The organism is Cupriavidus nantongensis, assembly GCF_001598055.1.
Classification (GTDB): Bacteria; Pseudomonadota; Gammaproteobacteria; order Burkholderiales; family Burkholderiaceae; genus Cupriavidus; species Cupriavidus nantongensis.
In genome coordinates, this window is the sequence record NZ_CP014844.1 from 2,765,398 (window position 1) to 2,780,510 (window position 15,113).

Annotated in this window: 15 protein-coding genes; 7 read left to right on the forward strand and 8 right to left on the reverse strand. The window is 64.3% G+C overall.

Features of this window, described 5'->3' with window-relative positions; all coding sequences use genetic code 11:
* Window positions 1-2: 2 nt before the first annotated feature.
* From msrA to A2G96_RS12710, 4 genes are read right to left on the reverse strand one after another with little or no spacing between them, the layout of a single operon-like run.
* Window positions 3-554, reverse strand: coding sequence for a peptide-methionine (S)-S-oxide reductase MsrA (gene msrA / locus A2G96_RS12695; RefSeq protein WP_062799678.1), 552 nt, complete (start codon window positions 552-554; stop codon window positions 3-5).
* A 1-nt stretch (window position 555) separates the two neighbouring features.
* Window positions 556-1,002 carry a peptide-methionine (R)-S-oxide reductase MsrB gene (gene msrB / locus A2G96_RS12700; protein ID WP_470290484.1) on the reverse strand — a complete coding sequence of 149 codons (447 nt, stop codon included), beginning with the start codon at window positions 1,000-1,002 and terminating at the stop codon, window positions 556-558.
* Between the two features lie 45 nt (window positions 1,003-1,047).
* Window positions 1,048-1,626, reverse strand: coding sequence for a cytochrome P460 family protein (locus A2G96_RS12705; RefSeq protein ID WP_062799680.1), 579 nt, complete (start codon window positions 1,624-1,626; stop codon window positions 1,048-1,050).
* 47 nt (window positions 1,627-1,673) lie between these two features.
* A complete protein-coding gene (locus A2G96_RS12710; protein WP_082818941.1) occupies window positions 1,674-2,267 on the reverse strand; it encodes a cytochrome P460 family protein in 594 nt (197 codons plus the stop codon).
* Window positions 2,268-2,663: 396 nt separating this feature from the next.
* Here A2G96_RS12710 and A2G96_RS33865 point away from each other — a divergent pair, with 396 nt between their 5' ends.
* Window positions 2,664-3,098, forward strand: a complete 435-nt coding sequence (locus A2G96_RS33865; protein WP_062799684.1) for a cupin domain-containing protein — start codon at window positions 2,664-2,666, stop codon at window positions 3,096-3,098.
* The gene (locus tag A2G96_RS32520; RefSeq protein ID WP_167354363.1) at window positions 3,092-3,544 is read left to right on the forward strand and encodes a helix-turn-helix domain-containing protein; all 453 of its coding nucleotides are present in this window, start codon (window positions 3,092-3,094) and stop codon (window positions 3,542-3,544) included. Before A2G96_RS33865 ends, A2G96_RS32520 begins: the two co-directional genes overlap by 7 nt.
* A gap of 35 nt (window positions 3,545-3,579) precedes the next feature.
* Here A2G96_RS32520 and A2G96_RS12725 read toward each other — a convergent pair whose 3' ends face one another.
* The gene (locus tag A2G96_RS12725; RefSeq protein WP_062799688.1) at window positions 3,580-5,271 is read right to left on the reverse strand and encodes a sigma-54 interaction domain-containing protein; all 1,692 of its coding nucleotides are present in this window, start codon (window positions 5,269-5,271) and stop codon (window positions 3,580-3,582) included.
* 337 nt (window positions 5,272-5,608) lie between these two features.
* On the opposite strand from A2G96_RS12725, the gene A2G96_RS12730 reads away from it, so the two are divergent.
* The 3 genes from A2G96_RS12730 to A2G96_RS12740 all read left to right on the forward strand — a co-directional run bounded on the left by A2G96_RS12730 (window position 5,609) and on the right by A2G96_RS12740 (window position 8,347).
* On the forward strand, window positions 5,609-6,001 hold the full coding sequence (locus tag A2G96_RS12730; protein ID WP_015063409.1) for a DUF485 domain-containing protein: 393 nt from the start codon (window positions 5,609-5,611) through the stop codon (window positions 5,999-6,001).
* Window positions 5,998-7,554, forward strand: coding sequence for a solute symporter family protein (locus tag A2G96_RS12735; RefSeq protein ID WP_015063408.1), 1,557 nt, complete (start codon window positions 5,998-6,000; stop codon window positions 7,552-7,554). The genes A2G96_RS12730 and A2G96_RS12735 overlap by 4 nt, the downstream gene beginning before the upstream one ends.
* A 106-nt stretch (window positions 7,555-7,660) precedes the next feature.
* Window positions 7,661-8,347: a haloacid dehalogenase type II gene (locus A2G96_RS12740; protein WP_015063407.1), complete on the forward strand. Its 687-nt coding sequence runs from the start codon at window positions 7,661-7,663 to the stop codon at window positions 8,345-8,347.
* Window positions 8,348-8,487: 140 nt separating this feature from the next.
* Here A2G96_RS12740 and A2G96_RS12745 read toward each other — a convergent pair whose 3' ends face one another.
* Entirely contained in the window at window positions 8,488-9,822 is a 1,335-nt protein-coding gene (locus A2G96_RS12745; protein WP_062799690.1) for a chloride channel protein, read from the reverse strand.
* Window positions 9,823-10,069: 247 nt separating this feature from the next.
* Between A2G96_RS12745 and A2G96_RS12750 the strand changes: the two genes are divergently transcribed.
* A complete protein-coding gene (locus tag A2G96_RS12750; protein ID WP_024542570.1) occupies window positions 10,070-10,687 on the forward strand; it encodes a LysE family translocator in 618 nt (205 codons plus the stop codon).
* A gap of 29 nt (window positions 10,688-10,716) precedes the next feature.
* Here the strand turns inward: A2G96_RS12750 and A2G96_RS12755 are convergent, their stop codons facing one another.
* Window positions 10,717-12,438: a site-specific integrase gene (locus A2G96_RS12755; RefSeq protein ID WP_062799693.1), complete on the reverse strand. Its 1,722-nt coding sequence runs from the start codon at window positions 12,436-12,438 to the stop codon at window positions 10,717-10,719.
* A gap of 470 nt (window positions 12,439-12,908) precedes the next feature.
* On the opposite strand from A2G96_RS12755, the gene A2G96_RS33310 reads away from it, so the two are divergent.
* Complete coding sequence (locus tag A2G96_RS33310) at window positions 12,909-13,976, forward strand: hypothetical protein (RefSeq protein WP_150124121.1); 1,068 nt, start codon at window positions 12,909-12,911, stop codon at window positions 13,974-13,976.
* 75 nt (window positions 13,977-14,051) lie between these two features.
* On the opposite strand, the gene A2G96_RS12760 is transcribed toward A2G96_RS33310, so the two are convergent.
* The gene (locus A2G96_RS12760; RefSeq protein ID WP_062799696.1) at window positions 14,052-14,891 is read right to left on the reverse strand and encodes a hypothetical protein; all 840 of its coding nucleotides are present in this window, start codon (window positions 14,889-14,891) and stop codon (window positions 14,052-14,054) included.
* Window positions 14,892-15,113 lie beyond the last annotated feature (222 nt).

Below are 15,113 nucleotides of genomic sequence, written 5' to 3' on the forward strand. Positions count from 1 at the left end.
TTCTATAACGGGGCGTCCATACCCGCACGGCCGGGACTTGCCGTGGGCGCGTCCGCGGGGCCCCGCGCGGGAAGCACCCATTCTGCGCGGGGAAAGTGGCAGGTATAGCCTCCTGGCCGCTTCTGGAGATAATCCTGATGCTCCGGCTCGGCTTCCCAGAAGTCGCCGACCGGCGCAACCTCGGTCACGACCTTGCCGTTCCATAGCCCGGACGCGTCGATGTCGGCGATGGTGTCGTTGGCAATGCGCCTCTGTTCCGCGTCGACATAGTAGATTGCCGAGCGGTATGAGCTGCCAACGTCCCCACCCTGACGGTTCAGCGTCGTCGGATCGTGGATCTGGAAGAAGTATTCGAGGAGGCGCCGGTAGCTCGTCCGTGTTGGATCGAAGATGATCTCGATCCCTTCCGCATGGCTGCCATGGTCGCGGTACGTGGCGTTTGGCGTGTCGCCGCCGGTATAGCCCACGCGCGTCGAAACCACACCATGCAGCCTGCGGATCAGGTCCTGCATGCCCCAGAAGCATCCTCCAGCAAGTACAGCGCGCTGATACATGTCAGACCTCCTCGACCTGATCGAGATACTCGCCGTAGCCTTCGCGCTCCATGTTGTCACGATGGATGAACCGAAGCGAGGCGGAATTGATGCAGTAGCGCAGGCCGCCGCGATCGGGCGGACCATCAGGAAAGACGTGTCCAAGGTGGCTGTCGCCATGAGCCGATCTCACCTCGGTCCTGACGAGGCCATGAGAGGTGTCGCGCAGCGCGTGGACGTGGCTGGGAACGAGAGGCTTGGTGAAACTGGGCCAACCGCAGCCGGAGTCGAACTTGTCTGACGACGCAAAGAGCGGCTCGCCCGATACGACATCGACGTAGATGCCCGGCTCCGTATGGTGGTTGTATTTGCCGGAGAACGGGCGCTCCGTGCCGGCTTGCTGGGTGACGCGGCGCTGCTCGGGCGTCAATTGATCGATCGCCTTCTGTGACTTCGCATACTTCATCATTGGCCTCCAGTACGTGGCATGAGAGCCGGGCGCGCAATGCCCCGGCTATCGGCGCAGGGGCGGATAACCATCGGTGTAGATCCAGTCGGACGCCTTGGCCGGCACATGGCAGGACTGGCAGCCTTTCCTGAAGTCCGTGGATGTCGTCTTTCGGGCATCGCTGGCGGCGAACCAGGCCCAGCCCCAGCCGTCGCCCCAAAGCTTGTTCGTGGGAAAGCGGCCGACGTCGTCTTTCACCATCACAAACCAGCCATCGAGCGTGGAAGCACTGCTGACGGTGCCGGTTGTCATTGGTTTGGTGTTCGTCTTGAACACCTCCTTGACGAGAACAGTGCCGTCTGGAAAGTGCCCCGTCTTGCGATAGGCGCCGATGGTTCCGGGCGAGGCATAGACGACGTGCATTTCCTTGGCGCCGGCGCCCTTGTCTGCCGCGATGGCCCAGGTGCCGAGCATCTGATAGCGGGTCCGATAGTCGGCCGGCACCTGCATGTTTCCCTTGCTATCGACAACGGCGGCCGTCGTCGCGCCATACTGCGAGCGCGTATGGGTCTGTCCGGCGGCCGTGGCGCCGCCGCCCATGGACAATCCTGCGAGGGCTGCACCCACGGCAACGATGAATCTCATGGCACGGTTTCCTCGTGTTGGTGAACCGGGAGCGATCATGGATGCTTTCAGTTGTCCAGCAACGGATAAAACTGGGTCCAGACGTCGTCTTTCTTGGCGCTGGCGCGGTGGCAGAACGCGCATTCGTCATTGGCCTTCACCTTGGCGGTCGCGGCCTTCGGCTCGTGGTGATTGAAGTTGAAATAGCCCCAGCCTCCGGTGGCGGCAAAGCGCTTGGAATCCTTGACAGTCACATCGGCGCCGTTCCACTTTCCGGGGAAGTAGCCGCGGCCGGATGCCTCCGTGCGCGATCCATCGGGGTGTTGGGCCGGGAGCACCAGCTGCAACTCCTTGAAGAAGATCGTTCCTTCGGGAAATTCGCCGGTCTTCTTGTAAATCGCGTATGAACCGGGTTCGATGTAGACGTTGTGGAATTCCGGGAAATTCGCCTTGCCGCCATTGAGCGCATTGGGCGTGAGCGGCGAGCCGACATACACCCACTCATGGTAGTTCTTGGGCAGGATCAGCTCGCCGGACTTCGTATATTCGGGCAGATAGCGCTTTCTCGTCTGCTCGCCGCCGTCATTGGCCGGCTGGGCGAACGCGGCCGCCATGACAAGCGCGCTTGAAACTACCGAGGCAATCATTACCGGAATACGCATTTCCCCTCTCCTCTCTCGCGATGAATGACGAATCGTTATGGGCTTCATGCTAGCGTTGCACGCGTGCTCGGTGGTCTCGAAAGTGTTCTGATTCGTCCAGATATTCGAATGGCGCTTTCCATTGGGCCCTGGCGTTCATGCATTCCCGATAATCCGGGGGCAAAACGAATCGGACGAGAATTGGACGATATCGATCCATATCCGGACGCGCGGTGCGGGGAGTTGACCTACACTCAGAGGCTATTCCCCGCAAACGTGCCGGCGAGATCAGGCGCCCTGATGCATCCTGCTGCATCGCGCCCTGGCGCCCAGCCCATGCCTGGCTTCACGTCGTGCACGGGATCGGGGCCGTTGGAAGGCCGCTGGAACGGCGGCTTTGGATTCGAAGGGTGTTACATGAACAAGCGTGCCGCACACCACCATCGCGATCAGCCGATGGCGCGGATTTCGGACGCCGAACTCGATAGCCTGCTATCAGTACTGACTGTGGAATTCGTCCGCCTGACCGAGTGCCTGGTCAGCCCCGGTTGGCGCCTGAACCTGGGAGGCACTTCGGCTCCCGGAATACATTACAACCTGTCTGGCCATGGCCGCATGGTGCTGGAAGGACATCCCGCCATCGAGCTGTCGCCACACACGCTGGTGATTACGCCGCCAAATCAGTACTTCCATGTCGAGGTGCCGCCTGACGGTCCGGAATGCACGGTTGCCAACGAAGTGGAAGGACGCTGGAAGGTATTCCCGCCTGGCGCGATCCGGCGCTTCGTCGCAGGGGAAGATGGTCCGCACCTGATGCTGATCTGCGGCTACTTCCGCGCTTCGTCGTGTTGATTGCATTGCTCCGGCGCTCGCTATCCTCGATCAACCTGTGGGTCGAACGGTTCTCGCTGATGGGAGACACCAATATCGCCCGTGCTTTCTCGCGGATGGCAGCACAGCCGGGTGCACCGCATTCCGTGGACGATCTCGCCCGTACCGCGTGCCTGAGCCGGTCATCGTTCATGGCCCGGTTTGCCGAAGCGGTGGGCTTGCCGCCCATGACGGTCCTGCGCAAGCTGCGCATGCGCCAGGCGGCCTCGATGCTGATGACCGGCGAGTTATCCGTCGACCAGATCGCGCGCGCCGTTGGCTATACCAGCCGCAGCAGCTTTCTGAAGGCATTCCACGATGCCTACGGCACGCACCCTTCGCGGTATCGCAGTGAGCGGGGTGCCACGATCGCTGCCGGCAAAGACGATCCAGGTGCCGGTGCTGGCGATGGCGTGCATACCCCGTAGCCTTTTTCGTGACAGCGCGGCGCCCCCGAGCGGGATCAGTCGCCGCGCCTGAGCTTGCGCACCACGCTGGACTGGCTGATGCCAAGCGCCCGTGCGACCTCCCGGGTATTGCCGTACTTGCGCATCGCGTCCTCGATGAGCCGGCGCTCGAAACGGTCGACGCGCTGGCGAAAGGTGCTGGCGTCGAGGATCTCGGCCGGCAGCACCCCGTCGAGGAACGCCGGCTCGACAAGGTCGCTCTGGCTGGTCACCACCAGCCGCTCTACCACGTTGCGCAGCTCGCGCACGTTGCCGGGCCAGTCGTACGCCAGCAGCAATGTCATTGCCTCCTCCGATACGATGCGGTTCACGCCATAGCGCTGGTTGAATTCCCGCAGGAACTGGAACACCATCGGCGCGATATCGTCCTTGCGCTCGGCAAGCGGCGGTACGCGCAGCGGCACCACATTGAGGCGGTAGAACAGGTCGTCGCGAAACGTGCGCTCGCGGACCATCGCTTCGAGGTCGCGATTGGTGGCCGCGACGACGCGCACATCGACCGGCACGGTACGCGTCGAGCCGAGGCGCGATATCACGCGGTCCTGCAACACTTGCAGCAACTTGACCTGCAGGTCCAGCGGCATGTCGCCGATCTCGTCGAGAAACAGCGTGCCGCGGTTGGCCAGCTCGATGAGGCCCGACTTGCCCTGCCGCTGCGCCCCGGTGAAGGCGCCCGCTTCATAGCCGAACAGTTCCGATTCCAGCAGGTCGCGCGGCACCGCGCCGCAGTTGATCTTGATGAGCGGTCCCGCTGCGCGCGGACTCTCGCGGTGGATCAGGCGCGTGATCACGTCCTTGCCTGCGCCCGACGGGCCCGTGATCAGGACGGTGGCATCGACCTTGGCAACGCGCACGGCCAGCGATGCCACCCGGTGCATGGCCTCGCTGCGGATCACCAGGCCATCGACGTTCAGGTTCTGTGTCCGCAGCGCTTCGATCTCCTCGTCCACGCGCCGCAGGTCTGCCTTGGCCTGCGCCAGTGCATCCTGCAACTGCACCAGTTCGGTGGTGTCGCGCGAATTGATCACGACTTTGCGTACCTTGCCCGCGCCGTCGAATAGCGGCATGCCGGTGACCATGATGGTCTTGCCGGTGTGCGTATGTTGCGTGGTGGTGATGCGCTGGCCGGTTCGGGCAACGTGCTGGGCGACCACCGGGCGAATCCATCCCTTCTTCTCGAACTCCGAGACGTGGTGGCCAATCATGTCTGCTGCCGGCAGATCGTAGTTCCGCTCGCAGCCCTCGTTGACCATCATGGTGACGCCATTGCCGTCGGCGACAAAGATGCCATCGAAGGAATGGTGGAAGATCTCCTCCAGATCGCCACAGTGCTGGCGTAGCTTGTCTATCGCGGGAAAGACGGTCTCGTGCCCGTCAAGGGGCATCAGCATGACGAGGGTGTACTGGCCCTGTGCATGCACGCCGACCGCATAGGTCCGCCCGGACAGCGAGACCGTGTCCGGCACGGAGGCCGGGTCCGCGCGAAGCGCGGACAACAGACGGCTCCAGGACATCGCATCCTGCCGGCCGCCGTCGCCGTCGCCGTCGCCGTCGCCCTCGCCCTCCGTCCGCGCCGGCTCGCCGTGATGTCTGCCCACGGCATCGCGCGCGACGGCGTTCTGCAGCACCACGGCGTCGCCGCGCAGCCACACCAGGCCGATCGGCAACGCTTCCAGTATCTCCACCATTGGCTTGTTTTCCCCAGGCCACTTGTCCGTCGGGCCGTGCGGCGAGCTTACACCACGTCGTTGCGGGTTCGAAAGCCGCCACGCCCGCCCGCCGCTGATTCATATCTGAATCAGGCGCCGTCAAAAGCGGTTCGCGTTACCGGGCCGGCATGCGCGCCCAGCGTGCGGCCGTGCCGCGATTCGATCGCGCGTGGGCATTGGCAGCGCCGGGGCGCCGTGGCTCGCACGTCGGCATGCCGCTTGCTCAAGGGACGTCGGCGCCAGGACGCCGCGTCTGCCGGCTGTGCGGCGCCAACAAATCACGCCCGCCTGAACGGGCGCAATCCAGGAGACAACCATGATCGAACTATCGGAGGACGCGGTCTGTCCGGCCGCGCACGTCGCGCAAACGACTCGCACCCCAGAGGCTATCGCGTCGGGTCCGCCGTGGCGCGGTGCGGCATACACGCACAGCTTCCGCGAACTGATCGGCGCCAAGCGGCGCCTGGTCGTGCCGCTGCTTGGCGGCAGTCTGGCCTTCATCCTTGCCGTCACCCTACTCGCCGGTTACGGCCGGGAGCTGATGGGCTGGAAGGTGCTTGGACCGCTGAACGTGGGGTACGTGCTGATCCTGCTGATCTACGCCCTGTGCTGGCTGGTCGCCACCGTGTATGTGAACACCGCCAACCGACGCTTCGAGGAACTCGCGGATCGCGCCGCAGCCGAGGCCCACGCCAGGAGCCAGTCATGAAAGCCCTGACCATCGGAATCTTCCTCGGCATTCTCGCGCTGACGCTGGCGGTGACGTGGTGGGCCGCCCGCCACACCAATACCACCAGCGAGTTCTACGCCGCCGGCGGGAAACTGACGGCCCGCGCCAACGGCTTCGCCCTGGCAGGGGACTGGATGAGTGCGGCGGCTTTCCTGGGCTTCTCGGGCCTGATCTCGCTGTACGGCATGGACGGCTCGCTCTACGCGGTGGCGGCGCTGGCAGCCTTCCTGATCGTACTGATGGTGGTGGCCGAGCCGGTGCGCAATACCGGCAGGTTCACCTATGGCGACGTGATCGCCGAACGCATGCGCAGCCGGCATGCGCGGCTCGCGGCGGTCATCGGGACCTTCGTGGTCAACCTGGCATACATGGTGCCGCAGATGGCAGGGGCCGGCGCCCTGATCAAGCTGATGCTCGGCATCTCGTACGAGTCCGCCGTGGTCATGGTTGGCGTCGGGATGATCGTGTATGTGCTGTTCGGCGGCATGATCGCCACCACGTGGGTGCAGATCATCAAGGCCGTTCTGCTGCTCGCGGCGGCTGCCGTGCTGGTGGCGATGCTGCTGGCTGCTGTCCAATACGACCCGCTGCGGCTGTTCGCTTCGGTGGAGCAGCAGTATGGCGCGCAGATGCTGTTGCCGGGCGGCTACTTCAAGCATCCGCTGGACCCGCTATCGCTGTTCCTGTCGTTCATGTTCGGCGTCGCCGGCCTGCCTCACATCATGACGCGCTTCTACACCGTGCCGGATGCGCGGACAGCGCGCAAGTCGGTGCTGTGGCTGATGTTCCTGGCCGGCAGCTTCTTCCTGGTCACCACGCTGATCGGCTTCGCGTCGGCCACCCTCGTGGGACAGGACGCCATCCGCGCGGCCGACAAGGGCGGCAACCTGGCACTGCCGCTGCTGGCGCAGCATCTCGGCGGCGGTCCCGGCACCTTCGGCGGCCAGTTCTTCCTGGCATGTATCTGTGCCGTGGCCTTCGCCGCCATTCTCGCCGTGGTGGCCGGACTCACGCTCGCGTCGTCGGGCGCCATCGCGCACGACCTGTATGTGAATGTGATTCGCCGGGGCGCGGTCAGCGAAGAGCAGCAGGTCCGCGTCGCGCGCATCGCCACGTTGGGCGTGGGCGTGCTGGCGGTCGCGCTGGGACTGCTGGCGCAGGGCATCAATGTGGGCGTGCTGGTGATCCTGGCCATCGCGATCGCGGCGTCGGCCAATTTCCCCATCATCCTGCTGTCGATGTTCTGGCGCCGCTTCAATACCGCCGGTGTGATCGGTGGCGTCACCGCGGGCCTGGTTTCGTCGGTCGCGCTGGCGTTTCTCGGCCCGGCGTTCCTGAAGGACCAGGCGCTGTTTCCGATCGTGAATCCAACGATCCTGAGCATGCCGATCGGCTTCCTCGGCGCATGGCTTGGCACGATGCTGAGCCGGCGCAGCGCCGAGCACGAGGCCCGCTTCGACGCCTTCGTCTTCCAGGCGCATACCGGGGCCAGGCCGGATGCTCCGCCGGCTCCTGTTGTGCCGGCGGACTGATCCCGCTGGTTCCACCCGATCCATGTACATGCCGGCGCCGTCCACGGTCGGCGCGGGCAAGACTGACCCGCGGGCACATTGCCCGCTCCATTACTGGGGATTTACGATGAAAGCAATCAAAGGTGTAGTGTTCGATCTCTACGGCACGCTGTTCGACGTGCATTCGGTAGCCGGCCGCTGCAGCGACCTGTATCCGGGACGCGGACTGGAGATCAGCGTGCTGTGGCGCCAGAAGCAACTGGAATACACCTGGCTGCGCAGCCTGATGGGCCAGTACCTGTCGTTCGAGGCTGCCACCGAGGACGCGCTGGTCTATACCTGCAACCATCTCGGGCTGCAGCTGCAGGCGCCGGACCGCGCGGCGTTGTGCGAGGCGTACCTGAAGCTGAATCCCTACCCGGATACTCCGCCGGCCCTGTCGATGCTTCAGGCGCTCGATCTTCCGCTGGCCATCCTGTCCAACGGCTCGGTACGGTCGATTCATTCGGTCGTGCACCACGCGGGGCTGCAGGATCGCTTCGCCCATCTGATCAGCGTCGATAACGTCGAAGTGTTCAAGCCGCACGGCAAGGTCTATGCGCTGCCCGAAAAGACCATGGGCCTGGCGCGCGACAACATGCTGTTCGTCTCGTCGAACGCCTGGGACGCATCAGGGGCCAAGCACTTCGGTTACCAGGTGGCGTGGATCAATCGCGTGGGCAACACCTACGACGAGCTGGGTGCGCGGCCGGATGTCCAGGTCGAGTCGCTGGAAACGCTGGCCGATTGGGTCCGAGGCCAGGATCGCGCTTGAGCGGCTGCCGCTGGCCTCCGCCCTTCCCGACGGGGAGGGCGCGAGGCGGCGGCAATCCAGCCTGCCGTGCCACCCCTGGTTCCCCCTGCTCCGCTGATTCCCTACTTCCTTACTTCCCGATACTTCCCCGCTGCTTCCTCTTACATCCTGCCCGTGGCTGTCGCGGGCGCATAGCGCCCCGACAGCGCCCCATACAAGGGCGGCACCGCCATCCTCGATACGCCGGCCGCGATCAACGCGGTAGCCATCAGCGGAATCGTCAGGCCGCGCGCTCCCACCAGTTCGATCATCACCACGAAAGCCGTGACCGGGCGCTGCGTCACCGCGGCAAGATAGCCGCACATCGCCAGTGCCGCGTACACCGGCAAAGGTGCCTGCCCGATCGTGTATTGGAGCAGGTTGCCGATCCCTGCGCCGATGGCCAGCGATGGCACGAACAGGCCGCCCGGAATGCCGGACAGCCAGGTCAGCAGCAAGGACAGGCCCTTGAGGAAGGGATACGCAGCCGGCAGCACGAGGTCGCCGGCCAGCAGCGCGCGCGTTTCGCCGTACCCGCTGCCGTGGCTGGTTCCCGATGACGCCAGCCCGAGGAGCGCAACGCCCAGCCCGCACAGCGCGCCGAACATTGCAGGGCGTTGCGCGCGCAGACCGCGTATCCGAGGCGGCAACCACCGCTCGCTGTGAACCAGCAGCCAACAGAAGCCGGCGCCGGCCAGCCCGGCCACCGCGCCCGCTGTCACGACCGCGACAGCCATGCGGTACGGTGCCGACGGGCCGGCCGCTATCATGCCGAGCGCCGGACCCTCGCCTTGCAGCACGCCCGCCACGGTGCCGGCACAGACCACCACCGCGATCAACGCCGCGCTGCCGCGCGGCGGGATGCCGCGCGCCAGTTCCTCGATGGCGAAGGCAATGCCGGCCAGCGGCGTGCAGAACGCTGCCGACAATCCGGCCGACGCGCCGGCAAGGGCAAGCTGGCGATCGAGCGCGGTGAGATGGGCGCCGGCTGGACCGGACAGCCCGGGGAGCCACCGGCGGAGGCTGACGAGCAGCGCGGCGCCGATATGGACGGTGGGGCCCTGGCGGCCGAGCGTGAAGCCGCCCAGCGTGCCGAGAAAGGACAGGCCGATCTTGCCGACGATCACCGCCGGCCGCAGCAGACGCCGCTTAGCCGTTCCATTGCCGCCGCTGACGATGGCCACGATCTGTGGAATGCCACTGCCTTCGGCACCGTCGAAATAGCGGTGTGTGAGCCAGACTGCGAGTGCGCCCAGTGCTGGCGAAAGCAGCAAGGTGACCCACGGCCCGTGGGCGCTTGCCGCGAGAAACAGCTGGTGGCCGATGTCGATCAGCCAGGCATATAGCGTGGCGACACCGCCGACCAGGGTGCCACCGACGCACAGTACGGCGTGATGCCACCACAGCCGGCCACGGGCCCGTGGTTTCCTCCAGTTCGCGCTCCCACGCAGCTCCATATCGTCCCCTCGTTGTTATCGTGCCGACGTGCGTCAATGCGCGTCGGAGCGGCTGACAAACGCAGGATGCATGCCAGTGGTGAGCCCCAGACCGACTTGTCAGGCTCGCCACCGGCACAGGGCGCAGGGGCCTTCGGGTCTTCTCTGACCGTTGGGACCGAAATCCGATACCATGACTGCCGCGCACGGTGCGCCAAGCTGGCGCGACGCTGCTTTCGCCGCAGTTCCGAAACAACGGGAGACTTTGATGTCGTTCGAACATTGGATTGCGTTTGTGCTGACCAGTGTCGTGATACTGGCGATTCCAGGACCGACGATCCTGCTGGTGATCGGCGATGCCTTGGCCCACCGCGGCAAGTCGGCGTTCGCCACCGTGGCGGGTGTTGCCGCGGGCGATCTCACGGCCTTTACCCTGTCAATGGCCGGGTTGGGCGCGGTCCTGGCGACCTCCGCCACACTGTTCACCGCATTGAAGTGGGCCGGCGCCGCCTATCTGATCTATCTTGGCGTCCAGGCGCTGCGGAGCGCCGCGCGAAGCGGCGCAAGCCAGGTACCGGTGAGCGAGGGCCGTCCGTTACAGCGCTTCGGCAAGGCGTGGCTGGTAACGGCGCTGAATCCGAAGAGCATCGTCTTCTTCGTTGCGTTCGCTCCCCAGTTTATTGATGCCAGCCGTTCGTTCCTGCCTCAGGCCGGCATTCTGATCCCGACCTTCGTGATCATGGCGGCGGCCAATGCCGCCATCTATGCGCTGCTGGCGCGATCGCTGGCGACGCGGCTGACCAGTGCCCGAGCGCAGGCGAACGTCCAGCGCGTGGGAGGCCTGACGCTGATCGGCGCAGGGACACTGGTGGCAGCCCGGGCCTGATGGCCTGATGGCCTGATGGTCTGATGGACTCAGGGGATGGCGGCGGCAAACGCCTGCCCCATCTGCCGAGCCCGCTTTACCTCATCGCTGTGCAGATAGACCGACGTCGTCGACACCGACGCATGCCGCAGATTGTCCCGCACGATGGTCAGGTCCACGCCACGCGCCAGCGCATGTGTGGCGTGCGTATGCCGCATCCAGTGCGGACTGGCGCGCCTTAGCTTCTCTGCCGCCGTCGGATGATCGGCGCCGATGACATCGGCGGCCAGCAGGAAGAACCGCTTGACGATATGTCCAAGCCGGGTGGTCGTGATGCCGGCGTCCGGCGTGTCGGTCAGACCCCCGAGGCCCCCGAGGCCCCCCAGGCCGCCGACCAGCAGCGTGTCCGGGCGCCACAGGCGCCGGCTGACGGGCAATCCGCGCTCTGTCAGGTAGCGCTCCAGAGCCGTTCTCGCCAGCGGCGGCAGGGCCACCTTGCCGCTACGCCCGCCCTTCCCCGTCAGCTGGAGCCATTCGTCGCCCTCGCGGTCGGCGCCGATATCGCCCAGCCTGGCGGCGACGAGTTCGCTCGCCCGCAGCCCTGTCGCATAACCGAAATCCAGCACGAAACGCAGGCGCTGCGCGGCGGCGGCTTCCCACCCATAGGACCACTCCAGTCCATCGGCGATGGTCCGGACGAGCCGCCACTCGCCTTCGCTGAAGGCATGGGAGCTATCCAGCGCGGCGGTGCGGCCACCGCCCCGGACCTTGATGCCCGCGAATGGATTGGCCAGGACATACCGCTGCTGCGCCAGCCAGCGGAACATGGCCCCGACGATGGAGAGCGCGTGCGCGACCGACCGGGCCGATAGTGCGCCGGTAAAAGGCCGCCATTCCGGCGACGTGCGCGAGCGCGGCGGGCCTGCCCAGCGATCCCGAGGCGTCGGGCGGCGCAGGAAGGCGCGGTACGCAACGGCGTCCTCGGTGGTCAACGATGACAGGGGCCGCTGCCGCTCGACGATGGCCCACAGGATCAGGCGTTCGGCTTCCTTGCGGTAGGTGCGTTGCGTCGCTGGCGATTCATGCAGCGCCAGCCAGGCCTGTACTGCCTCGTAGTCATTGTCGGCCGTCAGCGTGCAGGTCTGCCGCGGCGCGCGAAAGCGCCCTTGCGAGCCATCGACCTCTTGTGGCAGCCGCAGCTGTTCCCAGGGCACGACCACGCTGCGCCGCTCCTGCACGACCAGCGCGCGGGCTCGTTCCGTCAGCGCCGGGTGGGCGGCGAAGAATGCCTCGATATGCGCGGCGCTGCGCGCGCCGAGTCCTGGAATGGCGGTCCACCACCGGCGGCGTCTCGGGATACGCACGGTCAGCGCCGCCAGCGTGTCGATGCCATGGGCCCGCAAGGCAGTCACCGCGCGCGCCGGCAGCCAATGGCCAATATCGTCGGCAATCGATGGCCGTGGGGCTGGCAGCGTGCGCATGAGGTCGATGGCGCGGTCGGCCGCCCTGCCCTGCGCGGCACGTTCGGACGCAGGGATTTCGAACAGCGCGGCGAGATCGTCGCGGCCGCGCTGCCGTGCGAACGCCGCCAGCTGGCGCCGGATGCGGCCGAGGATGGCGCGTGAAGACTGGCCATGCGCCCTGTCATCTCCGAGATACTGCGCCACCGCCTGCCGCGAGCCGAGCCCGGCATGCCAGGCGCGCAGCGCGGCGACAGAGGCGGCGTCCGGGAAGTCAGGGGCGGTACGGGTGGAAGGCGGGCGCGGTTTCATGGCCGCCAGTTTAGCGCAGCAATGCGGCCATTACGATAAGAATAGTTATCGCAATAGCAGCAAAGCCGCACGTCGTCGTGGAACTGGCCTTGCTGGTTGGCGGGCGTCGGTCAAGCACTAACGGGTGCGACATTGTGCGGGACCGCACAATTGCGTTGTTCGGACAGCGTCGATAGCAAAAGGGAAGTCATACCATTCAAGCTGCTTCCCCCCGGCCGGCCAGGAGCGCCCGTGGATGTCAGGGCGCGATGGAGAAATGCATGCGGATTACATCCATTCTTGCTTGTGCGTGCTGCCCTCTGCTTTCTGCCTGCATAAGCAATTCAGGAGTCACGTCGACTAACCTTGCCGATCAATGGGCCTCGCGCCTCCGCGCATACCAGATCTATCCGGTCTTCCCACCGCGCGAGGACCTGCAAGTCGGAGACCTCTACGGTATCTGTATCTCGCGAACGCCTGAGCAATCCTCTATGGACGCCAAGCAGAAAAGTTCTCACCGGCAGCCCATCGCAGCGTGGCTTGCTCGCTTTGCCAGCGTTCGGGCTGGATTGGGATACGGCTACGAGGCGTCGATCACCATGCCAACGGCCGGGCCTAGTTCACCGAACGTGACGCAAGACTTCGGCACGCTGCCCGAAAGCGGTTCCTTCCTAGATGCAAGCAAGAATGGTTCAAAGTTGCGGCTACGGAATGTCTCGTTGCCCGAATTCTTTTCGGCGACGATCACGCATTCTGAGATGGGCGCTCTCTTGCCCGCTGGAGTGGTATTGGCGGGCCTTGGCGTGAGTAGTGAAGATGTCGCCTCTGTATCTGTCAGCGTTCCTGCCGCCGCGTCATACGGTTTACCGGTCTGGAATGCTGTGGCTAGCGTAAAACAATCACCGCCCTGGAATGACCCGGGCTTCTGGCCTTGGGCCACAAAATACCTGTACGCCTACCACTCCTTGAGTTGCTCTGTGGACGAGCAGCCCGTCTTCGTGCTCGTGACGGAAGTGTTTGCGGCCTATGCTTTAGACGTTGACTTTAGCTTCTCCAAAGGTGGAGCGGCGAGGCTCCAGCAATCGATGCGACTGCCCACTGATAGCACAAGGCATGCGACGCTCGACTTGCTATTGAAACTGCTGTCCGAAAGCGGCGTAGATGCACCTGCAGACAGTGCAAAATCTGGTTCAACACCCAAGTCAGGCCAAATCGCCAATTCCTCCGCGAGCGCAGCTATCCCCAAAAAAGGGTCGGCCGGTGGAACACCGGTGCAACGGCTTCGAGACCAGCTAGATACACTCCTCGCATCGGCAGCGGGCCAAGAGCAACAACAATTTCCGGGCATAACGGCGCAGATCGTCACTGGCTCAGATTCTGGCCTCAAGCTCCAGCGAAAGTTTGCCCATCCTGTCGTGATCGGCTATCGAGGAGTGGCTCTTCTGCCGGAGCCGGATGGGAAACCACCTAGTGAGTTTGTTCCTCTACCGATTGATGCAGTAGGGCCGTTCCTCCTAAGGCCACCAAAAAGCGCCATCCCGAATCCGAATCTACCGTGAGATTCCGCCGCGGCGCTGCGTCGGTCGCTGGGTAACGACGTGTGGCCGGGCGTCACCACTTAGTGCAACGGCGGGCTACTTCTTCCTCTTCTTCTTGGACAGCCGGCTGAATTGGGTTGCCGTGAGCGCGGATGACACCTTTAGAGCGGGGTCATAGTGCGGGTGGCCCGACACGGTGTCACAGAAATAGTTGTGATACGAGGCGAGCCATGCGAACTTCGCGAAGACCGCCGGTACGGTCGCGTACGCCTGCAGCGATGCTTCGATCTGCTCCTTATGACGACGAAGGGACGTGACATCAAGATGCAATTCGCCGAAGTCGTCCCCCACAGCGCAGGCGGTCAGGTAGTTCAGGAAATAGCGGCCGTCAGGGCCTTTCAGAACATCCTGATGCTGCGGTGCGCTTTCCCCCGCGTAATACCTAATGTGCTCGTCCACAAGCCGCATCGTGTTATCACAGAGCACAACAACCGGGTTGACGGCAATGCTGCTCTCGAGGCGATAGGCCTCGATCAAGGCGGCTCCATAGGCGCTATTGTCGTCGATAAAAAGCTGCCCAACCGCCAGGCCACCTCGAATGAAAAAGCCATCTAACGCCATTTTGAGTTGATACTCATTGATGACGTCGAGGATGGCACCGAACTCCGCTTCCATGTCGGAGCTGTAACGCGGATGCGCCAACACCACGTTGTCGGTGAACGACTTGAAGTACAGCATCGAATACTCATCCCGAGTGTCCTTCAAGGTCGCGATACTTCGGGCCAGGATACCGTGAAAGCGTTCAAGCAGTTCGTTGTGTGTTTGGTCCTTATAGCTCGCGCCGACCCTCGCTGAAAAGCCAAGGACATCCAGAAATGCGCAATAGGAGAGCCGATGCACCGGCTTGCCATCCGAGAAGTAGTGTGAATCGCTCATATCGGTTTCGAACCAAAAAAAGAGCGAGTTTAACGGGTTCTCACCACACACTACATCTCACTTCGTCAGGCAGTCTGCGTCATCGTTGCTTAGCGTTTAGTCGGACATGGAAGTGCGCCGAGGCACCGGGAGGGGCACTGCCAGGCGATGGCGAGTTGAGCCGTATCGATTCGGGCCCACGTCTCCGAGCTTTGACATAGAAAAAATTATGTCGAATTGCGT